We start from the raw sequence: 23,964 nt of genomic DNA, 5'->3' as shown, positions 1-23,964 counted from the left end.
CCCTCACCCGCCCGGCTTGACCCGTCCAGCTTGACCCGCCCGGTTCGACCCGCCCGGCTTGACCCGCCCGGTTCGACCCGCCCGGTTCGACCCGCCCGGTTCGACCCGCCCGGTTCGACCCGCGCGGTTCGACCCGCGCGGCTTGATCCGACCGTGACGGGAATCGCGGGCCGCGCGTGATCAGCGCGGGGGAGGGTGGGACCGTGATCGCGAATCCGCAGTCCCTGCCGGCGCGGAGCCTGCCCGGCCTCATCGCGGCGGCCTTCGCCGCCGCGCTCGTCGTGCTCACCGTCGCGGCCACGACGGGCTCGACGTTCGACCTCGTGTTCGGCGGCGTCACGCTGATCGAGATGACGCTCCCCGTGTCGTTGCTCATCTTCGCCGCCGCGCCGCTCCTCGAAGCCGTGCCGTCCACGTCGGCGACGTTCGCGCAGGCGGTCCTGCTCGCTCCGGGCCTGCTGGAGGTCGCGCTGCTGTGGTGGGTGCTGCGCCGCGGGCGCCGCTCCGCCGCCTGGGCGAACGGGGGGACCGGCTTCGCCCTCGCGACCGCGTCGCTGGTGGTCTGGGGCGGCGTGACCTTCGCGCTCCGCGAGCAGAGCGGCGGCGTCCCGCTGATCGTGCTCGGGGGCGGGCAGGCGGTGCTCGCGGTCGCGTACTTCCTGGTGTTCTTCCGCGGCGCGCGGCGGCCCGCTCAGGACTGACCGGGGAACAGCAGGGACAGCTCGCGCGGGTGGGCGGCGATCAGGCGCAGCTCGTCGTCCGTGAGGGGCTTGCCGGTCATCGCGTTGCAGAGCTGGACCAGGCGGAAGGTCAGGTCCTCGTCGGTCACCTCGACGCCGAGGCCGTCCATCACGTGGCGGAAGCCGGCCTTGCCGCCGTACTCGCCGGTCAGCACGACCCGGCCGGAGCGGGCGTGCCAGTCCCGCGGGAAGGGGCCGAGCGTCGCCTCGTCGTACAGCTCGTAGTTGCCGTGGTCCTTCAGCGCGCCGTCGGCGTGGATGCCCGACTCGTGCGCGAAGGCGTTGCGGCCCGCCCCCACCTGGTTGTACGGCAGCGGCTGCCCGAACGCGTACGCCGCCCACAACGCGAACCGCCGGGCCCACGACAGGTCGAGCGGGTCGCCGATCTCGGCGGCCAGGCCGAAGCCGTGCCGGAAGGCGAGGACGGTGGACAGCAGGTCGGCGTTGCCGGAGCGCTCGCCGATGCCGTTCACGCAGGTGTTGATCCAGGCGTCCTGGCCGGCGTCGAGGTCGCCGAGCGCGCCGGAGACCGAGTTGGCCACGGCCAGGCCCAGGTCGTTGTGGCAGTGGGTCTCGACGGGCATCGCGGCGGCGGCGGCCAGCTTGGCGAAGCGCTCGCGGATGCGGTCGGGCGTGTCGCCGCCGATCGTGTCGCAGTACCGCACCCGGTCGGCCCCCGCCTCCTTCGCCGCCAGCGCGAACTCCAGCAGGAACCCGTCGTCGGTGCGTGACCCGTCCTCGGCGTTGACCCCGACCGTGAGCGCGCCCGCGGCCTTGGCGGCCCGCACCGCGGCGGTCATCTCCCTGATGATCGCGTTCCGGTCCAGGCGGCCGCGGAACTTGTTCTGGATCATGTAGTCGGACGTCGAGATGGACAGGTTGTAGTGCTTCAGGCCGAGCGGGGCGGCCTGCTCGACGTCCTGCGGCACGCCGCGGCACCAGCCGGACAGCCGCAGCGCCCCGAACGCGCCGGCCTCGGCGAGCGCGAGCTGCGCCCGCACGTACGGGACCTCGTGGAACAGGAACGGGAAGCCGATCTCGGACTGCGCCACCCCGAGCCTGGCCAGATAGAAGTTGACCATGGTCTTGCCGAACTTCGACAGGCCCGTGCGCGCGGTCTGCACGCCGTCCCGGTTGGTCACGTCAAGGAAGTGAACTTGAGGCATGCCTTTCACGTTGACACGCGCGCTCAAGGTGGATCAATATTGATTTTCGTCAATATCGCAGGGCGGAAGGGGCCGGACGTGGAGTGGATCGACGCCGCCACCGCCGCCGGACGGCTCGGGGTCAAGCCCGCCACCCTGTACGCGTACGTGAGCAGGGGAGTGCTGCGGCGGCGGCACGCCGAGGACGGGCGGCGCAGCCTGTTCTCCGCCGAGGAGGTCGAACGGCTGGCGCGGCGCGGCCGGCCGCGCAACCAGCCGCCGGAGCTGGTCATCGAGTCGGCGGTGACGGCGCTGGGGCAGGACCGGCCGTACTACCGGGGGGTGGACGCGCTGGAGCTGGCCCGGACCCACCCGTTCGAGGCGGTCGCGGAGTGGTTGTGGGCCGCCGGCCCCGCCACCCGCACCCCCTCCCCGGACCCGGCCGCTCCCGGCGCCTCCCCCGGTGCCGTTCCTGATGCCGGTGCCGTTCCCGATGCCGGTGCCGTCCCCGATGCCGGTGCCGGACGAGGGGGGTGGCGGTGCGAGGGGGAGGCGTTGCGGGCGGCGGTGGCGGCTCAGCGGGGGCTGCCCGCCGACCTCCTGCCGCTCGACCGGCTCCAGGTGATCACCACGGTGCTGGGCGCGTCCGACTCCCTCCGCTTCCAGCTCGACCCCGCCTCGGTCGCCGCCACCGGCCGCCGCCTGATCGGGGGCCTGGTGGACGCCCTGCCCGAGCTGAGCGAGCCGTGCGGTGACTCCGTCGCCGAACGGCTGTGGTCCCGCCTGTGCCCGCACCCCGCCACGCCCGCCCTGCTCGACACGTTGCGGGCGGCGCTGGTGCTGCTGGCCGACCACGAGCTGGCCGCCTCCACCCTGGCCGCCCGCGTGGCGGCCTCCGCGCGGGCCGACCCGTACGCGGTGGTGCTGACCGGGCTCGGCGTGCTCGGCGGCCCGCTGCACGGCGGGGCGTCGTACGGGGCCGAGCGCCTGCTGGCCGAGGTCGCCGAGCCGGGCCAGGCCGTCCGCGCGGTCGCCGAGCGGATCCGGCGCGGCGAGCGTGTCCCGGGCTTCGGGCACAGCATCTACAACAACGGCGACGGCCGCGGCGCCCTGCTGCTCGACCTGGTCGAACGGGCCGCGCCGGGGCACGGGCGGATCGCCGCGGGCGCCGCCGTGGTGGCCGAGCTGCGCCGCCGCCGGCTGCCCGAGCACAACGTCGACTTCGCCCTCGCCGTCCTCACCGCCGTCGCCGGCATGATCCGCGGCGCGGGCGAGGCCGTCTTCGCCGTCGCCCGGACGGCCGGGTGGCTGGCGCACGCCATGGAGGAGTACGAGCGCGGCTCCCTCCTCCGCCTCCGCGCCTCCTACACCGGCCCGCCCGTCAGGTAGCCGCCCTCCCGCACGGCCCCGCGCCGGCCGGCCGGCCGCCCGTCAGGTGGCCGGGCGTTCCACGTACGCGGCCAGGGCGCGGACCCGTTCCGCGTGCTGGTCGTGCCCCACGATCACCGGCGGCTCGTTGTACGGCATCGCGTCCGACGAGCGCCGCAGCTTGACGTACTGGCCGCAGGCGTCGATCGCGTACGGCTCCATGTCGTCCTGCAACGCCCCGATCACCGTGATCCCGTACGTCTCCCCGATCCGCCGGAACAGCGCCACCGCCTCCCTGCGGTGCTCCTTGCCCAGGTTGCGGCCCAGCTCGTCGAGGACCAGGCACAGGTGCCCGCCCCCGGAGGAGGCGATGGCGGCGGCGCACACCAGCTTGACCGCCTTCTCGTCCATGAGCGCGGTGTTGGCCCGCCGGTTGTAGGGCACGAACCCCTGCCCCTCGCCGCGCCGCCACTTCGGCGTCACCCGCCACTGCCAGCGCTGCTCGGGGTCGGCCGGCGCGGGCGGCACCGGGAACTCCAGGGTCGCGCCGTAACCGCCGTACGAGGTGTCGAGCTTGTCGAACTCCTCCGCCACCCGCGTCAGCCGCGCCTTGATCGCCGCCGTCAGCGCCGCCCGGTGCACCGCCGTGGACTGCGCGGCCTCCTCCGCGCCCCGCGCCGCCGCCGCCAGGTCGCGCTGGCGGGAGCCGAGCTGCGCCTCGATCTGCCGCCGCTGGTGCCGTTCGTACTCCTCCTGCCCCCGCAGGTACGACGCCAGCGCCCCGCACACCGCCGCGAACGTCGCCTGCTCCCGCGCGGTGCTGCCGCCCCGCTCGCTCAGCAGGAAGGCCAGCTCTTCGGGGACCTCGGCGTCCTCCTCCGGGAACGTGTCGCGCAACGCCTGGTCGAAGTGGCGTTCGGCGATGCGCCACCACTCGTCGGCGGTGCGCGGGCGCTCCTCCTCCGGCAGCGCCTCCAGCCATTGGCGGGCGGTCTCGGCCGTGCCGCCCCAGTCGGCGGCGAGCGCGTCGAGCCGCAGCGCCTCCCGCTCGGCGGCGACCTTGGCCTCCTGGTCGCGGGCCTGCGCCCGCTCGCCCTCGTGCCGCTGCCTGCGGCCCTCCAGCCGTTCGATCTCCATGTCCCGCGTACGGGCCCGGAAGTCGAGCGAGCCGGCCAGCCGCTCGGCCTCGGCCACCGCCGGCGCCAGCTCCTCGACGGCCGCGTTGAGCTCGGCCAGCCGGGAGCGCCGCTCGGCCAGCCTCGCCTCCACCTCGGCCAGCCGCACCCCGGCCTGCGCGCCCTCCAGCCGCCGCTGCGCCTCGGCCACGGCCTCCTCGGCGTCGCCGACGACCTGGGCGGCCGTCTCCTGGGCGTCCCTGGCCCGGTGGAGGCGCTGCTCGGCGGCCTTGATGCGGGCCTCGCGCCCGGTCGCCACCCCCTCGAACGCCCCCACCACGCTCACCCCGGCCGCGCTGACCAGCACGGACCCGGGCAGCCCGGCCAGCGCCCCGGCCGCCGCGCCGAGCCGGTCGGCGTCCACGATCACCGCGTGCTCGTGCGGCCACCCGCGCAGCCGCGCCGCGTGGGCGGCGTCGCGGGCCTGCTCGGCGACGTCAGGGCGTCGAGCAGGCCGGTCGCGCCGACGCCCGCCGCGGCGAGCGCGTTGAGCTGGGCCGCGGCGGGGCCGCCCTCGGCGTCGTCGAGCGCCGCCTGCGCCGAGCGGGCCTCCTGGTCGGCCACGCCGAGCGCCTTCAGTGCCTCGTTGAGCCGGAGCCGGACCTCGCGCAGCTCCCGCTCGGCCGCCGGCACGTCGCGCCCGTCGGCGAACCTGCGGCTCTCCTCCAGCGCCGGGATGCGGCCGCGCAGCTCGTCGGCGGAGTTCTCGGTGACGGCGCGGTCGGCGTCGAGCTTGGCGGCCCTGGCCTGCAACGCGGCCAGCTCCTTGCGGGCCTGCGCAACCTGCCGGTCGAGGGTGTCCTCGCGCAGCGTGGCGATCTCGGCCTTGACCAGGGCGGCCGCCTCGGCCGCCGCCGCGCCGGCCGCCCGGTGGCGGGCGAGGTCGGCGCTCAGCGCCTCGTCCTTGGCGGCGGCGTCGGCCAGCTTGCGCGCCTGCCGGCCGCGCCAGCACCGCAGCGCCTCAGCCAGCCGGACGCGCGCCTGGTCGCGCCGGTCGAACGTGCCCAGCAGCGCCTTGGACTCGGCCTCGAACTCCGCCAGCCGGTCGGCGGCCTGCGCCGCGTGCACCCGCTTGGCGTGCTCGTCGCGGCGGGCCTCCCGCTCCTGCTCCAGCTCGGCGTCCAGGCCGGTCAGGGCGGCGATGGCCTCGAAGACGCGCTCGGGGGAGATCTCGTTGAGCGGCTGGGAGAGCAGGTTCGTGGCGACCTTGCTGCGGACCGAGGTGGACAGGAACGACACGCACCTGACCCGGTCGCCGTACAGGGCCCTGGTCAGGTCGCGGGCCACCACGTCGCGCTTGCCCGCCGACCGCGGCAGCGACGCCCAGATCTCGTCGGCCCGCGCCACCCGCTCGGCCTCCGACGGCGACGCCGCCAGGTGCACGCCGTCGCGCCAGCGGATCTCCAGGTGCGGCGCCTCCTGGTTGACGCGCAGCCACACGGTCAGGGCGCCGCCGGAGGTGTCGGGCACCTCGAACAGCTCGCCGCCCTCCGCGTGATCGGGCTCCTCCTGCTCCAGCAGCGACGGGGCGGCCGCCACCGCCGCCGCGCCGCCTTCCGGGGAGCCCGCGACGGGGCCCTGCGGCTGGTCGGCGGACGGGAAGCCGTTCATGCCCGGCGGGGCGAAGACGCCCACGATGTAGCCGTGGTCGGCGCTCGCCCACTGGCGGCCGCCCGCGCCGCTCGCCAGCTCGGCGTTGAACAGCAGCTCGGAGACCGCCTTCGCTCCCGAGGCGAAGCGCCACTGCTCGTCGCCGAGCAGCGCCGTGATCGAGGCGATGAACGACGACTTGCCCGCGCCGTTGGAGTCCTTCGGCCCGGCCCCCGCCACCACGATGAGCGTGCCGGGGACCGTGGGCACCGGATGGGTCGACAGCCGCGAGATGTTGACCGCCTGCACGGCGATCAGCACGCGGTCCCCGACGACGTTCTCCACCTGCGACACCTGTGACCCCCGTAACCCTTCCAAACGTTGTGGCGTGCCCGCCGTGCTGCGGGCCCGCGCTCATGTGGCCGACCTGCGCGCCCGTACGGCCGCCGCGAGCGGCGTGTTCGGCCCCGCCGCCAGGATCAGCTCCTCCTGCAACCGCCGCCGTGCCGCCGGGGTGAGCCGGTGGAACTGCGGGCCGGGCACGTAGCCGCCCGCCTCCTCGCCCGCCTTGACCTGCGCGAGCAGCCCGGCGTGGCGCAGCGTGCGAAGCGCCGCCTCCAGCTCGCCGATCGGGAGCTGGGTGTGGCGGCGCAGCTCGTCGCCCGGCGTGGGGTGCGGCGAGGACCAGGAGTCCTCGGGCAGCAGGCCCTCGGCGCGCGGGATCGCCACCGAGTGCACGAGCACCAGCGTCAGCACCGCCCGCTCGGCGACCCCCATGACGGGCCCGGCACCGGCCAGGGCGGCGGCGCAGGCGTCGTCGTAGCCCGAGGTCCAGCGGTCGCGGTGCTGGATCAGCACCCGCCCGCGCCGGGCCAGCATCTCGCCGAGCGTGTGCCGCAGCGCCGGGTCGCGGAGCGCCGCGAAGCGCACCTCCTGCACCGGCTCCGCCGCGTGCTCCACCACCATGAACGCGGCCACCAGCTCGGCCCGCCGCCGCTCGTCGTAGGCCCCCAGCAGGTCGCCGAACTCGGCGTCGGCGGGCTCGGCGCGCCCGCCGGCCCCGCCGCCGGCCGGGTCGGGCGCGGCGGCGGCGACGATGTCGGCGTCGCCGACCACGGTCAGCTCGGGCCGCTCGGGCGAGGGCAGCCGCCGCACCAGCTCCTTGAGCTGCGCGTGCGCCTCCACCGGCCACAGCGCGCACCTCGGCCCGAGCACGACCACGCCGTCGTCGAGGACGATCCACGCCGAGTCGTGCAGCCGCCGCAGCGCGCCGACCGCCCAGTTGCGCATCAGGTCGTCGGTGCGGCCGATCAGCGCCCGGTAGGTGTCGAGGACCAGCTCCACCGGCGCGGGCGAGCCCGGCCACGGGTCCGCCGACAGGTCGCTCCAGCAGCACTTGAGCACCGCCGCCAGCACCCGCCGGGTCTCTCCGGCGCGTTCCACGGCGGCGGGCGCGACCTGGTACTCCTCCAGCAGCGCGGGCGTCGCCCCGTCGGGCCAGGCCGGCAGCGCCTGCCCGGTGGAGTCGGGCCAGGTCAGGCGGACCATACCGGCCGGGGCGGGCGCCCCGGGCCCCAGCGGCAGCGGCCCGCCCGCCCGCGCCCGCACGTGCGCCAGCCGCTGCCCCTCCACCCCGTCCGCGCCGCTCATCGGGTGCGCTCCAGGTAGCCGTGGGACAGCCAGGCCGGCTCGCGGCCGGGCTCCACCGACAGCTCGTCGCGCCAGACCAGCCGGTACGGCAGCTCCGGCCGCAGGTCGATGCTGGTGAGGTCGGCGAGGACCCGCCGGGCCGTCACCCAGCCGGGCCCGAGCACGTCGGCCAGCGCCACCCGCGGCGACCCGCCGAGCAGCGTCTCGGCCATCTCCCGCAGCCGCTCGACGGCGGCCCCGGGCGAGGAGTCGAGCGAGCCGGACGGCCCCGGGTCGGGCAGCGTGGAGCGCGGCGGCGTCGGCTGCGCCGGAGCCGGGCGCGGCGCCTCGTCCACCGCCCGCGCGACGGCCGCCGGGTCGTGCCACGGCGCGGGCGCGTCGAACAGGAACCCGTCGAGCACCGCGGCCAGCCGCTCCTTGGACGCGGTCTGCGCGAACGTGCGCCACGTCTCGGTGGGCAGCAGCGTGAGGTTGCGGGTGGTGCCCGCGGAGTCGGCCAGCCGCCCGGCCGCCCGCCGGGAGGCGTCGCTGTAGGCGTAGATGGCGGCCCGCAGGTCGGTGCAGACCCGGTCGAGCTCGGGCCAGCGGGTCAGGATCGTGCCGTGCAGGCCCTGGGCCCGCCGCGCGATCTCCTCGGTGCCCCACAGCTTGGGCGCCTGCTCGCGCAGCTCCTCGATGGTGCCGGTGGTGAGCGTGATCAGCTCCAGCGCCCACAGCCGGAAGGCCCGCGCCAGGTTGACCGCGCTCTGCCTGGCCTCCTCGGCGGTGGTGCGCGGGTCGGCGACGTTGAGGTCTTCGAGGGCCAGCAGCCGGTGCATCTCGGACTGCCCGCCGTCGTCCATCATCCGCCGGATGAACATCAGCCCGACGACGCTCGTGAACGAGGCCCGGTAGCGGAGCTGGTTGGGCTTGGGGAACACCTCGCGGATCGCGCCCAGCCCCTTGAGCACCCGCAGCCGGTTGTCGAACTGCTCGGCCGGGTAGGCCCGGCAGGCGAAACGCATCTGCTCGTGCGTCAGCCACTCCTCGCCCGCCTCGGCGAACGCCGCGAACAGCGTCTCGGCGATGTCGACCAGCACCGGGTCGTCGACCACGGCCCCGCTGTCGCGGGCCAGCGCGGCGAACATGCGGCGGTAGGTGGACAGGACCGCCTCGTCGGTGAGGACCGCGTCGAGGGTCAGGGGCTGCTCGGGCACGCGCTCTAAGGTACGGCTTCACACCGACAGTCAGAGAACCCGACGCTGCTACCAGTCGGTACGCCCCCATTTGTCATGTCCGGGCGCTAGGGTGATCCCCGATAATACGGGGGCAAACGGTAAGTAATCGTACGTACGGGGTGAGTGAGGATGCGTATCCCCGCACTCCGGCGCGACCGCACCACCGCGGTCGTCGCCGGCGTCGCGGCGGTGGTCCTGGTCGCCGCGGCGGCGTGGTTCGGCGTGGGGGTCTCCAGCGCCAATCCCAAGCTCGCCGACGTGGGCGCCTGGCTCTGGACCGCGGCCAAAGGCCGGATCGTGCACGTCAACGGCCTGTCCGGCGAGGTGGACGGCTACCTGAACGACAAGGCGGGCCGGCAGCTCCGCGTCGTCCAGGACGGCGGCAACGTGCTGCTCGTGGACGAGCGCACCGGCTTCGTCAGCCGGATCGAGCCCAGCCAGCTCGACGTCACCCAGACCCGCGACTTCGGCGCGGCCGGGCTGCAGCTCGCGCTGTCCGGCGACACGGCCTACGCCGTCGACCCGGCGGCGGGCACGGTGCAGCAGATCCACCCGTACACGCTGAACTCGGTCGGCGACCCCCTCACCCTGCCCGGCCCGCTCGGCGCGGCCCGCGTCGACGGCGGCGGCCGGCTGTGGGTGCCGGTGACCGCGCGGGGCGAGGTCGTCCCGGTCACGCAGGGCGCGGCGGCGGGCCCGCTCAAGGTCGGCGAGCCCGGCGAGGAGCTGTCGGTGACGATCGCGGGCGGCCTGCCGGTCGTGGTCAACACCCGGGCCGCCACCGCGACGGTCGTCGGCTCGGACGGCGGCGTCGGCGAGATCGCCCTGCCCAAGGGCGTGGCCCAGGCCGCGAAGGGCGGCGCGCTCGCCCCGGCCGCCACCGAGGGCTCGCTGGTGCCGATCCTGACGGCCGGCGACTCCGGCCTGCTCGTCGTGCTCGACACCGCCTCCAACGCGGTGCTCAGCACCAAGTTCACCGTCCGCGACCCGGCCAAGCTCGGCGTGCCGCAGGTCCTCGGCACCAAGGTGTACGTGCCCGACCAGGGCAGCGGCGCGCTGATCGTCTGGGACAGCGCGGCCGGCGGGCGGCCCACCACGCTCCAGGTCGCCGACGGCCCCGGCCCGGTGGACGTGTTCGTCAAGGACGGCCTGCTGTGGGCCAACGACGAGCACGGCGACCGCGCGGTCGTCATCGACCCCGAGGGCCGCAAGCACGACGTGGACAAGGACGACTCCGACGTCCCCGGCCCGACCAACACCCCCAAACCCCGGCAGACGCCGCGCAACGAGCCGACCAACACCGACGCGCCGCCGCAGCCGGACCCGGTCGAGACGACCGGCGCGCCCAGCCCCACCCGGTCGCGCCCGGCCGGGACGCCCACCCGGGAGCCGTCCCCCACGCGGACCGCCACCCCGACCCCGACCCCGACGCCCACGCCCACCCCGACGCCGACCCCCACGCCGAGCGCGCCCGGCGCGCCCGGCGGCGTGACCGCCCGCTCGGGCCCCGGCAAGGTGACGATCGGCTTCACCCCGTCCACCGGCGGCAAGGTCGAGCGCTACACGCTCAAGACGGCCGGCTCCGGCCGCGCCGAGCCGCAGTCGGTGCCCGCCGGCGGGCCGTACCAGTTCGAGTTCACCGGCGGCGACTGCTCCCGCGAGTACACCTTCACCGTCGTCGCCCACTGGGCGGGCGGCGAGGTCAGCTCGGAGCCGAGCGCCGGGGTGCGGCCCTGCGTGGCGCCCGGCGCGCCGACCGGCCTGACGGCCAAGGCCAAGAACCGGGGCGCCGAGCTGACCTGGAACGCCCCGGAGAACGCCGGCGACGACACCACGTACGAGCTGACCGGCGCGGCCACCGCGGACTCCATCAAGGGCACGTCGTACACGGTGGAGGGCCTGAAAAACAACCAGAAGCACGCCTTCAAGCTCAAGGCCAGGAACGCGGCGGGGGAGAGCCCGGACGTCGCGACGGCCGAGGTGGACCTCGCCTACCCGAAGCAGCAGTACCAGAACGCCAGCAACGAGGACAGCGACACGCTCATCCGCCCCGGCCCCTCCGGGTCGGGCGAGGCGGGCCGCATCCCGAGGAAGGCGTACATCACGCTCACCGTGGTCTGCCAGGTCAAGGGCTCGTCCTACACCGACCCCTCGACCGGCAAGAGCAGCGACATCTGGAACCGCGTCGAGACCCAGTACGGCAACGGCTACCTGAACGACACCCTGGTGGCCACTCCCGACGGCGGCTTCCCCGAGGGCCCGCTCTTCGAGTGCACCGACTGAGAAGGGGACTCAGTTGACCCAGTACCACTACGAGTCGACCCAGTACCACCAGGAGCCGGCCGCCCAGGCGTACCAGCACCAGCCGCAGGAGCTGGCGCAGCAGTTCGCCCAGCGTTTCCAGCTCCTGGCCGGCAACATCGAGCGGATCATCCGGGGCAAGCACGAGGCGATCGAGCTGGCGCTGATCTGCCTGTTCGCCGAGGGGCACCTGCTCATCGAGGACGTCCCCGGCACCGGCAAGACCACGCTCGCCCGCTCGCTCGCGGCCAGCGTGGACGCCGAGTGGCGGCGCATCCAGTTCACGCCCGACCTGCTGCCCAGCGACATCACCGGCGTGTCGATCTTCAACCAGGCGCACCAGAAGTTCGAGTTCCACCACGGGCCCGTCTTCGCCAACATCGTGCTCGCCGACGAGATCAACCGCGCCTCCCCGAAGACGCAGGCCGCGCTGCTGGAGGTCATGGAGGAGCGCCGGGTCACGGTGGACGCCGAGCCGCACCCGGTGCCCCGGCCGTTCCTCGTCGTGGCCACGCAGAACCCGGTGGACATGGACGGCACGTACCCGCTGCCCGAGGCCCAGCTCGACCGGTTCCTGATGAAGATCTCCGTCGGCTACCCCGACCACGTCTCCGAGGTCGAGGTGCTCAAGGGCATGCCGACCGGGCCGCAGGTCGAGCGGCTGCCCGTGGTGGCGCGCGCCTCCGACGTGGCCGGGATGATCGACTTCGCCTCCCGCATCCACGTCGCCGACCCGGTCTACGACTACGTCGTGGCGCTGTGCGCGGCCACCAGGACCAGCCCCCACCTGCGGCTCGGCGCGAGCCCTCGGGGCAGCCTCGCGCTGCTGCGGGCCGCCCGCGTCAAGGCCGCCGCGGCCGGGCGGCACTACGTGGTGCCCGAGGACGTCAAGGCGCTGGCCGTCCCGGTCATCGCGCACCGCCTGATCCTCTCGCCCGACGCCGAGCTGCGCGACGTCACGGCCGCGGCCGTGCTCGGCGAGATCACCGCCGGGACGCCGGTGCCCCAGGCGGCGTAGTGGACGCCGCGCGGTGGAGCGGCGTGCTCACCCCGCTCGGGTGGGGCACGCTGGCCGGGTCGATCGTCCTGTACGCGGCCGGGTTCGCCCTCGGCTACCCCGAGCCCGTCGTGCTGGCCACCGGCGGGCTGCTCGCGCTGGCCGCCGCGCTCGCCTGGACCGCGCCCCGGCCCCGGCTGGACGTCCGGCGCGAGGTGACGCCGCTCAAGGTGCCGCGCGGCGAGGCCGCCGTGGCCGTGCTCACCGTCGCCAACCTCGGCCGCCGCGGCCTGTCCGGCCTGCGCGCCCAGGACCGCATCGGCGCCGCCGAGCACACGGTCGAGCTGCCCCGGCTGCCCAGGAACGGGGTCCGCACCGTGTCGTACCCGCTGCCCACCGGCGTGCGCGGCGAGATCCCGGTCGGGCCGCTCGTCGTGGTCCGGGCCGACCCGTTCGGGCTGACCCGCCGGGTGCGCCCGTACGGCAGCCCGGCGACGCTGCTGGTGCGGCCCCGCACCGTGCCGCTCCCCGTGCCCCCGTCCGGCCGGGCCCACCACCTGGAGGGCCCGACCAGCGACAACGCGCCCAGCGGCACCGTCACCTTCCACACGCTGCGCGAGTACGTCGTCGGCGACGACCTCCGGCACGTGCACTGGCGCTCGAGCGCCCGCACCGGCACGCTCATGGTGCGCCAGCTCATCGACGCCAGCCTGCCCACCACGACCGTGGTGCTCGACACCCGGGGCGAGCTGTCCGAGCTGGCCGTGGACGCCGCCGCCTCGGTCGCCGTCGCCGCCGCCCGCGCCGGGTTCCCGGTGCGGGTGATCACCGGCGACGGGCCGCTGCCGGACGCCAGGCCCGACGCGGAGGCCGTCCTGGACCGGCTGGCCGTCGTCGGCGGCACGGCGGCGGGCGTCGGCGAGGCGCTGCGGCTCGCGCGCGGCGGCGGGTCGCTCGTGCTCGTCACCGCCGACCCGGCGGAGGCGGGGCGGGTCGCGGGCGTGCGCCGCCGCTTCGACCGGGTCATCTGCGTGTACGTGGGCGCGGCGCCGGTCGCCGTCCCCGGCGTGACCCTGCTGCCCGTCACCACGCTCGACGCCCTCCCGCCGCTCTGGGGCTCCCGATGACGGCGGCCACCACCCGGGGGCCCCAGATGCAGCCTTCCGCCGCCCAAGGGCCCCCGATGGTCCCTCCCGCCGGCGGCACCCCGCCGCTGTGGCGGCGGGCCGCCGGCCTCGCGCTGGTCGCGGCGGTCGCCGGGACCGCCGGGTGGGGCTTCCACCGGGTCTTCCCCGCCGGTCAGGAGCTGCTCCTGGCCGTCGTCCCCGCCGCCGTCGCCCCCGCGCTCGTCGCCGCGCTCACCGCCAGGCGCCCGCTCTGGCTGGCGCTGATGCTCGATCTCGTCGTCTGGTTCGCCGGGACCGTCCCGCTCTACGGAGGTCTGGAGCCCGCCCTCCTCAGGGACGTGGCCAACTCCTGGCACGCGCTGCTCACCACCCTGCTGCCCGCCCAGCCGGACCCGGGCCTGCTGGTCCTGGTCCACACCCTGGTGTGGGCGGCCGCCACGACCGGCGCCGAGCTGCTCACCCGCACCGCCACCAGGATCGCCCCGGCGCTGCCCGCCCTCCTCGTGTACGGCCTGGCCCTGCTGCTCGGCGTGGACGGCGAGGGCTCGAACCTGCCGGTCGCCGCCGCGCTGTTCACGCTGATCGCCGCCCTCGCCCTGGTGCGCGCCGGCCGCCCCGCGTCCTGGCTGCTGGCCGGGCTGCCGGTGGCGGCCGCGCTGGCCGCCGTCGCGCTGGTCGCCGGCCCGCTGCTGCCGATCGCGGCGCAGCCGTACAACCCGCGCGACGACGCCGACCTGCCGCCGCCCGTCCGCGTGGACAGCGTCAGCCCCCTGGACCGGGTCTCGGCCTGGCTGCAGATCCCCGACCGGGAGCTGTTCACCGTCCAGGCCGGCGAACCGCTCAACTGGCGGCTGGCCGTGCTCGACCGCTACGACGGGGTGCGCTGGACCTCGGGCGCCCGCTTCCAGCCCACCGGCGGCCGCGTCCCCGAGGGCCCGTGGACCGGCGAGGCCGACGTCGTGCGCCAGCGGATCACCTTCGACGGCCTGCCCGGCACCTGGCTGCCGGCGGCCGAACGGCCCGAGAAGGTGGACGGCGTGCGCGGCCTGGCCGCCGACCCGGCCAGCGGCGCGCTGCTGGCCGGCGTCAAGCCCGCCAAGGGCTTCAGCTACGAGGTCACCTCCCGGGTGCCGAAGCCGTCCAAGGAGGACCTGCTGGCCGCCGTGCCGGCGCGCGACCCCGCGCTGACCGCGTTCCCCGGCGGGCCGCAGAAGGAGCTGTTCGGCAGGCTCGCCAGGGAGGCGGTCAAGGGGGCGGAGGAGCCGATGCGGCAGGCGTACCGGCTGCAGAGCTACCTCCGCACCAGCGCCCGCTACGACGTCACCGCCCCTCCCGGCCACTCGCTCAAGGGCCTGGAGTTCTTCCTGCGGACCACGCACCGGGGCACGTCGGAGCAGTTCGCGACCACGTTCGCGCTCATGGCGAGGACGCTCGGGCTGCCGTCCAGGGTGGTCGTCGGCTTCCGGCCGGGCACGCCCGCCGGCGGCGTCTACCACGTCAGGTCGGGGCACGTGATGGCGTGGGCGGAGATCGAGTTCGAGGGGATCGGCTGGCGGCCGTTCTACCCGACGCCGGGCCGCAGCGGCGCCAAGGACGACCACGAGGTGGTGTCGTCGGCCATCGAGGAGAGCGAGCAGCTGGAGGGCGAGTTCACGCGGGGCGGCGGCGGCGACCGCGCGCCGGAGTCCCGGCCGCAGGGCGGCGGCGGCCGGGAGGAGGCGGGCCCGTCCCCGTGGACGCTCGCGGCGGTCGCGGGCGGGGCGCTGGTGCTGGCGTACGCGGGCCTGGCGGCGGCCCTGCCGCCGTGGCGCCGGAGGAGACGCCGCCGCGCGGGCAGCCCGGAGGGCCGGGTGCTCGGCGCGTGGCGGCAGGCCCGCGACGACCTGGGCCTGGCCGGGGACCGGGCGCTGACGGCCGCGGACGTTCTCGCCGCCCAGCCGCCGGACGTCGCCGCCGACCTCCGCCCGCTGGCGGACCTGTCGAACTTCGCCAGATACGCCCCCGACGCCGTCACCGACGAGACCGCCGCGGCCGCCTGGCGGCACAGCGACGCCCTCCGCCGCACGCTCCGCGCCCGCACCCCGCTGCCGGCCCGCCTGCGCCGCCGCCTCCTTCTCCGGTAGGGGTTATAGACGTCTACCCCCATTGGGGTTACAGTGGGGGCATGCCAAAGATCAACGTATACCTGCCCGACGACCTCGCCGAGGCCGTCAAGGAGGCCGGCGTGCCGGTGTCCGCCGTCTGCCAGCGCGCGCTGGAGCAGGCGGTCCGCCGGGTGACCGCGATCAGGGAGTCCTCGCTCGGCGAGCTCGACCTGGAGACCCCGACCGGCGCCCTCACCCACCTGACCGGCCGGACGCGCACCGTGCTCAAGCTCGCCGCCGACGGCGCCCGCGCCCAGGGCGCCGCCGAGGTCGGCACCGAGCACCTGCTCGGCGCGATGCTCACCGAGGGCGGCAACCTGGCCCTGCACGTGCTGCGGGCCATGGAGATCAGCCTCGACCACGTCCGCCGCGACCTCGACCAGCACGCCCGCCCCGTCCCTCAGCCCGATGCCGAAGCCGAGGCCGGGACGCGGCGTTTCAGCACCTCCGCCGCCAACGCCCTGGAGTTCGCCGTCACCGAGGCGCTGTCCCTCGGCCACAACTACGTCGGCTGCGAGCACCTCCTGCTGGGCCTCGTCGCCGAGCCGGACGGCACCGGCGGGCAGGTCCTGCGCGCCCTCGGCGCCGAGCCCCGCCTGACCCGCCGCGCCGTGTCGGCCGCCCTGGCCGGCTACGTCCACCTGCGCGCCCAGGCCCAGCAGCCCGGCCCCGCCCAGCCCGCCCAGGCGCCCGGGCCGGCGCAGGGCCAGGCCGAGCTGCTGAAGGCCGCGCTCCGGGCCGAACTCCAGCCGCTCGTGCAGCGTCTGGAGCGCCTGGAGGAGCACGCCGGCCTCCGGCCATGAGCGCGCTCAGCGCGTTACGCGCCGTCCTCGTCGCCCTCGTCCTCGTCGGCCTGATCGTCGCCGCCCTGTGGTGATCGGCTCCCTAGGTGGACGTGGACAACAGCGGCCTCGACCCGCGCTTCCGTTCCTCCGGAGGCGCCACCACCCGTGACCCGCGCCGGGTCACAGCCAGTCGCGGCGTTTGAAGACCATGTAGAGCACCAGGCACACGGCGGCCATCAGCACGATCGCGAACGGGTAGCCGAGCGCCCAGTGCGTCTCCGGCATGAAGTCGAAGTTCATGCCGTAGATCGTCCCGACCAGGGTCGGCGCGAAGAGGATGGCCGCCCACGCGGAGATCTTCTTGACCTCCTCGCCCTGCCGGATGCTGGCCTCGGTCATCCGGGCCATCTCCGCGTTCTGCGCCTGCGTCACCAGCGTCGAGTTGACGACCAGGATGTTCTGCAACATCTGCCGGAAGGACGACACCCGCTCGGAGACAGTGATCGCGTGGTCGGCCACGTCGCGCAGGTAACTCTGCAGCTCGTCGTTCAGCCCGTACTTGGGGGCGCCCGCGATGAACCCGTGGATCATGCCGACCAGCGGCGCCGTGGCCCGCTGGAACTCGATCACCTCGCCGGACAGCTCGTACACGCGCCGCGACACCGACGGGTCGCCGCTGAAGACCTGGACCTCGATCTCCTCGATGTCCTTCTGCAGCCCGGCCACGACCGGCGCGTAGCCGTCGACCACCGTGTCGAGGATGGCGTACAGCACCGCCTGCGGGCCCTGCCGCAGCAGCTCGGGGTCGGACTCCATGCGGCGGCGCACGCCCTGCAGGTCGGGGGCCTCGGCGTGCCTGACGGTGATCACGAAGTCGGGGCCGACGAAGACGTGCAGCTCGCCGAACGCCACCTCCTCCACGTCGTCGAGGTAGCGGGCCGCGCGCAGCACCACGAAGAGCGTGTCGCCGTACCGGTCGGACTTCGGCCGCTGGGAGCCGACGATCGCGTCCTCCAGGGCCAGCTCGTGCAGCTCGAACTCCTCGCCGAGCTTGACCAGCTCCCATTCCTTCGGCCGGTACAGGCCGATCCAGGCCATGCTGCCCGGCATCTCCTTGAGGCGTTCGAAGGCGTCGGCGAGCGAGCCCGGGTTGTCGACGCGCTCGCCGTCGCGGTAGATCGCGTTGTCGATGACGGTGGGCCGGTACGGGGGCTCCTCGGTGGCCCGCGGGTCCATCGAGTGCTCCGGCGGCTCCTCGCGCACGTCGGCCCCGCGGCGCAGACTCCTGACCCTGGCCATGTTCCTCATGCCCCCTCTTGCTACCCCAGTGCGTCGAGCTGTTGCGTGGCCCGGTCCCTGATGGACTTGCGCCACATCGGCGTCCAGCCGAACAGCAGCCCGTGCGGCCGGCCGAGCGCCATCCTGGACCAGCGCCGGAAGTCGAAGTCGTCATGGTGCCGCACGATGAGCCCGTCCTCGAACCTGAACAGCGCCTCGACCTCGTTCACCACCTCCCGGCCGGTGCTGGAGAAGGTGTAGCGGGCGGTCCAGTGCGCGGTGCCGGTGTGGTCGTCGGCCGAGACGTTTCGGTAGTCGGAACGCAGGCCGTCGCGCACGCCGAGCTGCAGGCGCCACATCCGCATGACCCGGTCGCGGCCCTCGAGCTCCTGGAAGATGGGGTCACCGAAACTGACCTCGGGGTGGTAGCAGCTCTCCATGGCCGCGAGGTCGGCCCGCCCGAGGGCGTCGTAGAAAGCGCTGATCAGCGCCACGTGACGATCGTTCACCTTCATATCAGATCATGGCCTGGGCATTGTGCCAGCAGACGGCCCTGAGCCAGTCCTCGCCGAGGTCCAGGCGGGCGAGCGCGTCGAGCTGGTGCGCGTAGGGGTACGGAATGGTCGGGAAGTCACTGCCGAGCACCACCTTCCCCGCGAGCCCCAGATCAAGCAACGCCGGCCGCAGCCGCTCCGGGAACGGCATGCCCGCCTCGCTGAAGTCGGTGAAGGCCATCGTGGTGTCCAGCGCCACCCGCTCGTAGCGCCCGGCCAGCTCGAAGAACGGCTCGTACTCGGGCATCCCGAGGTGCGCGATCACCACGCGCAGCCGCGGATGCCGGCGCAGCACGTCGCCGATCGGGCCGGGGCCGACGTAGCCGCCGGGCACCGGCACCGAGCTGGCGTGCACCACCACCGGCACGCCCGACTCCGCGAGCAGCCCCCAGACCTCCGCCAGCTCCGGCGCCCGCGGGTCGAACCCGCCGACCTGGAGGTGCACCTTGAAGACCCGGGCGCCGTCCGCCAGCGCCCGCCGCACGTGGCCCGCCGCCCCGGGCTCGGGATAGAACGTCGCCGACGGCAGGCAGCCGGGCGTGCGGCGGGCGAAGTCGAGCGTCCAGGCGTTGAGGTCGGCCGCCATGTCCGGCTTGTGCGCGTACGCCAGCGCGGGGAAGCTCCGCACCCCCATGGCCCGCAGGTGCGCCGCCCGCTCGGCCGCCGGCCACGCGTACGAGATGCGCCACCCGTCGCCCATGAGCGGGCCGCCGTTGCGGAAGTGGTGCCAGACCCGCCGCTCCATTCGCTCGGGCAGGAAGTGCACGTGCAGGTCGATCAGCCCCGGCAGCCCCAGCCGCCGCCACCACTCCGGCACTCCCTGGTCGGACTGGGCAGAATGTCGTTCTGTGGCCACGGCCGAGACTTTACCTGGATAGGGTTCTCTCTCGATGGACAAGCTCTGGGCCAACCTGATCAAGGTGCAGCCTGACCCCCACCCCTGGGTCGTGGTGGTCTCGGCTCTCGTCGCGCTGGTGATCGTCGGTTTCCGCATGCCGTGGCAGGTGTCCCGGGGCCTGATCACGATCGCGCACGAGGGCGGGCACGCGCTCATGGCGCTGCTCACCCGGCGCAAGCTGGAGGGCATCCGCCTGCACTCCGACACCTCCGGCGTCACGCTCACCCGGGGCCGGCCGACCGGGCCCGGCATGGTGCTGACCGCGATGGCGGGCTACCTCGCGCCCCCGCTGCTCGGCCTGGCCGCCGCCTGGCTGACCGAGGAGGGGCGCATCACGCTGCTGATCTGGGCGGTGCTGCTGTTCCTGGTCTGCATGCTGCTGCTGGTCCGCAACCTGTACGGCGCGCTGATCCTGCTCGCGACCGGCGGGGCGGTGTTCGCGCTCATCATGTACGCCCCGGCCGCCGTCCAGCAGGGCGTCGCCTTCGTCGCGGTGTGGTTCCTGCTGCTCGGCGGCATCCGGCCGATCATCGAGCTGCAGCAGAAGCGGCGCCGCCGTCAGGCGCGCGACTCCGACGCCGACCAGCTCGCCCGGCTGACGATCCTGCCGGGCGGGTTCTTCGTGTTCTTCTTCTTCGTGGTGGCGGTGACGGCCGCCGCGTTCGGCGCTTACCTCATGAACCCGCTCTAATCGCGAAATTTCGCACTAAACTCGCCTGCAACAGGGGGGAGTGAGCGCCGCCGTGCTGCCAGCGGAGGACGCGCCCGGCTACCGCGTGCTCGACCAGGCCGGCCAGGGCGGATTCGCCGTCGTCTACCGGGCCTACCAGGAACGCCTCGACCGGGTCGTGGCGCTCAAGGTGCTGTCCGTGGACCGCGTGGACCAGCGCACCATGCGCCGCTTCCAGCGCGAGCTCCAGCTCACCGGGCGGCTCACCGGCCACCCCAACGTCGTCACTGTCTTCGACACCGGCGTGACCCGCTCCGGCAAGCCGTACATCGCGATGGACTTCTTCGAGAACGGCTCGCTGCGCGACAAGGTCAGGAAAGAGGGCCCGCTGCCGGTGCCCGACGTGCTGCGGGCCGGGGTCAAGCTGGCCGGTGCCCTCGCCGCCGTCCACGAGGCCGGGGTGCTGCACGGCGACATCAAGCCGCAGAACATCCTCATCTCCCGGTACGGCGAGCCCGCGATCGCCGACTTCGGCGTGGCCCGGGTGGTCGACTCGTCGGAGATCTCGGCCACCTCGCAGGCGTTCACGCCGCTGCACGCCGCGCCCGAGGTGCTCACCGGCGCGCCGCACAGCGTGCCGACCGACATCTACTCGCTCGGCTCCACCCTCTACCACCTGCTGGCCGGGCAGCCCGCCTTCCACAACCCGGCCGAGCCGTCGATCGCGCCGCTGATGTACCGGGTGCTCAGCCTCGAACCGCCGCCCATCGGCCGGGCCGACCTGCCGCCGCAGGTCTTCCAGGCGATCCTGCGGGCCATGGCCAAGCAGCCGGAGGCGCGGCAGGCGTCGGCGCGGGAGCTGGCCCGCGAGCTCCAGGCGCTCCAGGCGGAGCTGGGGCTGCCGGTGACGGACCTGGTGGGCGAGGACCCGGGGCCGGGGCCGAACCTGTCCACGGTCCCGCGCCCGCGCCCCGACGCCCCGCAGCCGGACCCGTCGCCCATCCCCTCCACCGGGCACCACCTGCCGGCGGCGGAGGTGTCGCCGTTCGCGCCGGAGGCGCAGGGGGTGACGTGGTCCGGCGGGCTCCCGTCCACCGGGCAGCACGCCCCGGCGCCGCCCTCGGGGCAGGGGGCGGCGGGCGCCTCCCCAGGCTCCGGCCCCCAGACCGGGCCGGGCGCGGGCACGTACGGCGGGGGCACGTACGGCGGGGGCACGTACGGCGGGGGTGCGCAGGGGGCGGGCACGCAGGGCGCGGGCAGCGTCCACGGGCCGACCCGGCCCGCTCGCCACGCCCGGCACGCGGCGTCCCCGGCCGAACCGCAGGCGGCGCCCGACCCGGTCGTGCCGCCCACCGCGCACCAGCACCCGGCCGCGCCTCTCCCGGCGCACCATCCGCTCCAGCACCCCACCCCGTACGCGGCACCGACCGCACCCCCGAACGAGCAGGCCGCCCACGGACAGGCCGCCCACCCGCAGGCCGCCCACTCCCTGGCCACCCACGGGCAGGCCGCGCCCGCGCCCGCCCCGCACCGCGCGCCCGCGCCGTCCACGTCACCCGGCCGCGCCCCCAAGGCGCTGCTCATCGGCGCGGCGGTGGCGCTGGCCGCCGTGGCGGGCACGGCCGCGGCCGTCTACGTCTCCCTCCCGGGCGACACCCCCCCCCAGGAACACCGCCACCCAGCAGGCCGCCCCCCAGGACACCACCCCCATCGAGGAGCAGGAGATCGCCGCCCTGGCCCCCCGCAAGCTCAAGGTGACCGCCGACCAGGGCGCCCTGGTCGAGCTGAGCTGGGCCCTGCCCGCGAACGCCCGCCGCTACCCGGTGGTCCTGCAACGCAGCCCCGTGGCCAAGGGCGAGCAGCCCATCACCGCCCTCGGCCAGGGCGCCACCACCACCCGCGTGGCGGGCCTCGACCCCGGCGCCGGCTACTGCTTCCTGGTGGGCGTCCCGCTGCGCATCTCCGAGCAGACGACGGTCGCCTGGTCCAAGCCGGCCTGCATCAGAGGCGCGAAGGCCCGCCGCCAGTAATAAAAGGCTCAGCCCAGGAGCTTGCGCGCCGCCTGCTCGATCTCCGCCTCCGACAGCAGCACGTGCTCGGCCGCCGCCCCCAGCGGGATGAAGCTGTCGGCCGAGGTCACCCGCGCCATCGGCCCGTCGAACCCGGCGTCCGCCAGCTCGGCCATGACCCCTTCCGAGACGCCGCCGCTGTGCCGGGTCTCGTCGGCGATCAGCACCTTCCCGGTCAGCTCGGCCGCGCGCAGCAGGTCCTCGACGGGCAGCGGCGCGAGCCAGCGCAGGTCGAGGACGCGGCAGCCGTACCCCTCCTGGGTGAGCCGCACGGCGGCCCGCAGGCTCATCCGCACCCCGTTGCCGAACGTGACGATCGTCAGGTCGCGCCCGTCGCCGTACGAGCGGGCCCGCCCGATCGGCACGTGCGTCTCGGCCCACCGCGACGGCGGCACGTACGGCGCCAGCCACCCCCCGTCGCCCTCCTCGAACAGGTCGCGCGTGTGGTAGAGCGCGATCGGCTCCAGGAACACCGACACCGACCCGCAGGTGCGGGCGGCGGCCAGGCAGGTGCGCAGCATGGCGGCGGCGTCGTCGGGGCGCGCGGGCGAGGCGATGACCAGGCCGGGGATGTCGCGCAGCGCCGCCACCGAGTTGTCGTTGTGGAAGTGCCCGCCGAACCCCTTCTGGTAGGCGTAGCCGGCCACCCGCACCACCATCGGGTTGAGGTACGCCCCGCGCGAGAAGAACGACAGCGTCGCCCCCTCGCCGCGGATCTGGTCGAGCGCGTTGTGCAGGTACGCGAGGTACTGGATCTCCGGCACCGGCAGCAGCCCCGACACGCCCGACCCGAGCGCCAGCCCCAGGATGGCCTGCTCGTCCAGCAGCGTGTCGAACACCTGCCCGGCCCCGAACCGCTTCTGCAGGCCGCGCGTCACCCCGTACACGCCGCCCTTCCTGCCGACGTCCTCGCCGAACACCATCATCTCGGGGTAGACGGTGAGCGCGTCGGCGAGCGTGCGGTTGATCGCGAGGGAGAGCGTGAGCGGCTTTTCCTGCTCGGGCAGCGCCCCGGCGAACGCCTTCTCCCTGGCCGCGGCCGTCGCCGCCGTGGGGCTGATGCGGGCGATCAGGTCGGGCCGGCGCGGCGCGATCGGCTCCATGATCTCCTTGGCGGTGCCGAGCCGCGGGGCGCGGGTGACCTCCAGCGCGATGCGCAGCACGTGCTCGCGCGCGCTCTCGTACCGCTTGAGCAGCTCGTCGGGTGTCTCCAGGCCGGCCTCGACCAGCAGCGCGGCGGTGCGCAGCAGCGGGTCGCGCTCCAGGTCGGCGCGGATGTCGCGCTGGGTGCGGTAGGCCACCTCGACGTCGGAGCCGGCGTGCCCCATGAGCCGCACCGTGGACAGGTGCAGGAAGGCGGGGGAGCGGCGGGCCCGTACGTGCTCGGCCGCGCGGACGGCGGCGTCGTAGGCGTCGGCGAGGTCGCAGCCGTCGGCGGCGAAGTACTCGATGCCGGGCCGCCGCGCCGCCGCCGCCACCCAGCCCTTCGGCGTGCGGACGCTGATGCCGAGCCCGTTGTCCTCGCACACGAACAGGATCGGCAGCGCCTGCCCCTGGAAGGTGGCGTAGGAGGCGGTGTTGAGGCCGGACAGCGCGCTCGCGTGGTTGACCGAGGCGTCGCCGAAGCTGCACACCACGACCGCGTCGCCGGCCCCCCACTTGGAGGGCGCGCCGAGCGCCTTGGCCCGCTCGACGGCGAAGGCCACGCCGACGGCCCGCGGCAGGTGGCTGGCGATGGTCGAGGTCTGCGGGATGACCGCCAGGTCGGGGTGGCCGAACACCTTGTGCCGGCCGCCCGCGATCGGCTCGTCGGCGGCGGCCGCCAGGCCCATGAGGACGTCGCGCAGCCCCTGCTCGGGTAGCCTGCCCTGCTGCTCGGACCTGGTCAGGTAGAACGCGCCGGAACGGTAGTGCAGCAGCGCCGGGTCGGTGGGCCGCAGCGCCGCGGCGACCGCGGCGTTGCCCTCGTGCCCGGCCGAGCCGATCGTGTAGAAGCCCTCGTCCTGCTCGCGCAGCCAGCGGGCGGCGATGTCGAGCAGCCGGCTGTCGAGCTGGCGCCGGAACAGCGCCCGGCACCGCTCGCCGGTCAGCGACGTGCCCTCGCGGACCGGCAGGGCCGGATCTCGCGGGGGGCCCGACTTCAGCGTCGCAACGGCCTCGATGAAATGCGTCTCAACAGTGTCCCGCGCCACACCCCGATTATGTCTTCCAATGGGCTCGACGTCTGCCGGACGCGGGGGACATGTTGCGGTCCGG

At 75.0% G+C, this 23,964-nt stretch carries 19 protein-coding genes and 1 pseudogene; 10 read left to right on the top strand and 10 right to left on the bottom strand.

Features of this window, described 5'->3' with window-relative positions; genetic code table 11:
- Positions 1-203: 203 nt before the first annotated feature.
- Entirely contained in the window at positions 204-701 is a 498-nt protein-coding gene (locus tag MF672_RS26295) for a hypothetical protein (RefSeq protein ID WP_242382710.1), read from the top strand.
- On the opposite strand, the gene MF672_RS26290 is transcribed toward MF672_RS26295, so the two are convergent.
- Positions 692-1,906, bottom strand: a complete 1,215-nt coding sequence (locus MF672_RS26290; RefSeq protein ID WP_302893265.1) for a LeuA family protein — start codon at positions 1,904-1,906, stop codon at positions 692-694. The genes MF672_RS26295 and MF672_RS26290 overlap by 10 nt on opposite strands.
- 78 nt (positions 1,907-1,984) lie before the next feature.
- Between MF672_RS26290 and MF672_RS26285 the strand changes: the two genes are divergently transcribed.
- Entirely contained in the window at positions 1,985-3,274 is a 1,290-nt protein-coding gene (locus tag MF672_RS26285; protein ID WP_242382707.1) for a citrate synthase, read from the top strand.
- Between the two features lie 42 nt (positions 3,275-3,316).
- Here MF672_RS26285 and MF672_RS26280 read toward each other — a convergent pair whose 3' ends face one another.
- The 4 genes from MF672_RS26280 to MF672_RS26265 form a co-directional block, all read right to left on the bottom strand.
- Complete coding sequence (locus MF672_RS26280; protein ID WP_247815444.1) at positions 3,317-4,798, bottom strand: coiled-coil domain-containing protein; 1,482 nt, start codon at positions 4,796-4,798, stop codon at positions 3,317-3,319.
- Positions 4,795-6,363: a coiled-coil domain-containing protein gene (locus tag MF672_RS26275; protein WP_247815443.1), complete on the bottom strand. Its 1,569-nt coding sequence runs from the start codon at positions 6,361-6,363 to the stop codon at positions 4,795-4,797. Before MF672_RS26275 ends, MF672_RS26280 begins: the two co-directional genes overlap by 4 nt.
- 69 nt (positions 6,364-6,432) lie before the next feature.
- A complete protein-coding gene (locus MF672_RS26270) occupies positions 6,433-7,668 on the bottom strand; it encodes a hypothetical protein (RefSeq protein WP_242383288.1) in 1,236 nt (411 codons plus the stop codon).
- Entirely contained in the window at positions 7,665-8,864 is a 1,200-nt protein-coding gene (locus tag MF672_RS26265) for a hypothetical protein (protein ID WP_242383287.1), read from the bottom strand. The genes MF672_RS26270 and MF672_RS26265 overlap by 4 nt, the downstream gene beginning before the upstream one ends.
- 150 nt (positions 8,865-9,014) lie before the next feature.
- Between MF672_RS26265 and MF672_RS26260 the strand changes: the two genes are divergently transcribed.
- From MF672_RS26260 to MF672_RS26240, 5 genes are read left to right on the top strand one after another with little or no spacing between them, the layout of a single operon-like run.
- Positions 9,015-11,168 (top strand): fibronectin type III domain-containing protein, encoded by a 2,154-nt coding sequence (locus tag MF672_RS26260; protein WP_242383286.1) that lies wholly within the window; start codon positions 9,015-9,017, stop codon positions 11,166-11,168.
- A gap of 13 nt (positions 11,169-11,181) precedes the next feature.
- The gene (locus tag MF672_RS26255; protein ID WP_242383285.1) at positions 11,182-12,204 is read left to right on the top strand and encodes an AAA family ATPase; all 1,023 of its coding nucleotides are present in this window, start codon (positions 11,182-11,184) and stop codon (positions 12,202-12,204) included.
- Positions 12,204-13,310 (top strand): DUF58 domain-containing protein, encoded by a 1,107-nt coding sequence (locus tag MF672_RS26250; protein WP_242383284.1) that lies wholly within the window; start codon positions 12,204-12,206, stop codon positions 13,308-13,310. Before MF672_RS26255 ends, MF672_RS26250 begins: the two co-directional genes overlap by 1 nt.
- A gap of 56 nt (positions 13,311-13,366) precedes the next feature.
- Positions 13,367-15,433 carry a transglutaminase TgpA family protein gene (locus MF672_RS26245; RefSeq protein WP_247815441.1) on the top strand — a complete coding sequence of 689 codons (2,067 nt, stop codon included), beginning with the start codon at positions 13,367-13,369 and terminating at the stop codon, positions 15,431-15,433.
- Positions 15,434-15,474: 41 nt separating this feature from the next.
- Positions 15,475-16,257: a Clp protease N-terminal domain-containing protein gene (locus tag MF672_RS26240; RefSeq protein WP_242383843.1), complete on the top strand. Its 783-nt coding sequence runs from the start codon at positions 15,475-15,477 to the stop codon at positions 16,255-16,257.
- Between the two features lie 162 nt (positions 16,258-16,419).
- On the opposite strand, the gene MF672_RS26235 is transcribed toward MF672_RS26240, so the two are convergent.
- Genes MF672_RS26235 through MF672_RS26225 form a run of 3 tightly spaced genes read right to left on the bottom strand, consistent with a single transcriptional unit; the run spans position 16,420 to position 18,888 of the window.
- Positions 16,420-17,547, bottom strand: a complete 1,128-nt coding sequence (locus MF672_RS26235) for a magnesium and cobalt transport protein CorA (RefSeq protein WP_242383844.1) — start codon at positions 17,545-17,547, stop codon at positions 16,420-16,422.
- Positions 17,548-17,558: 11 nt separating this feature from the next.
- Complete coding sequence (locus tag MF672_RS26230; protein ID WP_242383845.1) at positions 17,559-18,032, bottom strand: nuclear transport factor 2 family protein; 474 nt, start codon at positions 18,030-18,032, stop codon at positions 17,559-17,561.
- Between the two features lies 1 nt (position 18,033).
- Positions 18,034-18,888, bottom strand: a complete 855-nt coding sequence (locus tag MF672_RS26225; protein WP_407654781.1) for an amidohydrolase family protein — start codon at positions 18,886-18,888, stop codon at positions 18,034-18,036.
- 73 nt (positions 18,889-18,961) lie between these two features.
- On the opposite strand from MF672_RS26225, the gene MF672_RS26220 reads away from it, so the two are divergent.
- Positions 18,962-19,660, top strand: coding sequence for a M50 family metallopeptidase (locus tag MF672_RS26220; protein ID WP_247815440.1), 699 nt, complete (start codon positions 18,962-18,964; stop codon positions 19,658-19,660).
- A 40-nt stretch (positions 19,661-19,700) separates the two neighbouring features.
- A pseudogene (locus MF672_RS52225) lies at positions 19,701-20,423 on the top strand (serine/threonine-protein kinase); the annotation flags it as partial.
- On the opposite strand, the gene MF672_RS26210 reads toward MF672_RS52225, so the two are convergent.
- Entirely contained in the window at positions 20,309-21,223 is a 915-nt protein-coding gene (locus MF672_RS26210; protein ID WP_247815438.1) for a hypothetical protein, read from the bottom strand. The pseudogene MF672_RS52225 and the gene MF672_RS26210 sit on opposite strands and share 115 nt — an antisense overlap.
- Before the next feature lie 170 nt (positions 21,224-21,393).
- Here MF672_RS26210 and MF672_RS26205 point away from each other — a divergent pair, with 170 nt between their 5' ends.
- The gene (locus tag MF672_RS26205; RefSeq protein WP_247815437.1) at positions 21,394-21,669 is read left to right on the top strand and encodes a hypothetical protein; all 276 of its coding nucleotides are present in this window, start codon (positions 21,394-21,396) and stop codon (positions 21,667-21,669) included.
- An 8-nt stretch (positions 21,670-21,677) separates the two neighbouring features.
- On the opposite strand, the gene MF672_RS26200 is transcribed toward MF672_RS26205, so the two are convergent.
- On the bottom strand, positions 21,678-23,900 hold the full coding sequence (locus MF672_RS26200) for a thiamine pyrophosphate-dependent enzyme (protein WP_242382291.1): 2,223 nt from the start codon (positions 23,898-23,900) through the stop codon (positions 21,678-21,680).
- Between the last annotated feature and the right edge of the window lie 64 nt (positions 23,901-23,964).

The sequence above is a fragment of the Actinomadura luzonensis genome (assembly GCF_022664455.2).
In the GTDB taxonomy this organism is placed as follows: Bacteria; Actinomycetota; Actinomycetes; order Streptosporangiales; family Streptosporangiaceae; genus Nonomuraea; species Nonomuraea luzonensis.
The sequence above is the reverse complement of the archived record's forward strand: the minus strand, read 5'-3'. Positions and strand labels throughout refer to the sequence as shown.

Excerpts from the sequence above, each read along its gene's own strand:
- MF672_RS26245 (WP_247815441.1), top strand. The coding sequence starts at position 13,367 with ATGGTCCCTCCCGCCGGCGGCACCCCGCCGCTGTGGCGGCGGGCCGCC.
- MF672_RS26220 (WP_247815440.1), top strand. The coding sequence starts at position 18,962 with ATGGACAAGCTCTGGGCCAACCTGATCAAGGTGCAGCCTGACCCCCAC.
- MF672_RS26290 (WP_302893265.1), bottom strand. The coding sequence starts at position 1,906 with ATGCCTCAAGTTCACTTCCTTGACGTGACCAACCGGGACGGCGTGCAG.
- MF672_RS26270 (WP_242383288.1), bottom strand. The coding sequence starts at position 7,668 with ATGAGCGGCGCGGACGGGGTGGAGGGGCAGCGGCTGGCGCACGTGCGG.
- MF672_RS26235 (WP_242383844.1), bottom strand. The coding sequence starts at position 17,547 with ATGAGGAACATGGCCAGGGTCAGGAGTCTGCGCCGCGGGGCCGACGTG.
- MF672_RS26260 (WP_242383286.1), top strand. The coding sequence starts at position 9,015 with ATGCGTATCCCCGCACTCCGGCGCGACCGCACCACCGCGGTCGTCGCC.
- MF672_RS26230 (WP_242383845.1), bottom strand. The coding sequence starts at position 18,032 with ATGAAGGTGAACGATCGTCACGTGGCGCTGATCAGCGCTTTCTACGAC.
- MF672_RS26210 (WP_247815438.1), bottom strand. The coding sequence starts at position 21,223 with ATGAGCAGCGCCTTGGGGGCGCGGCCGGGTGACGTGGACGGCGCGGGC.
- MF672_RS26240 (WP_242383843.1), top strand. The coding sequence starts at position 15,475 with ATGCCAAAGATCAACGTATACCTGCCCGACGACCTCGCCGAGGCCGTC.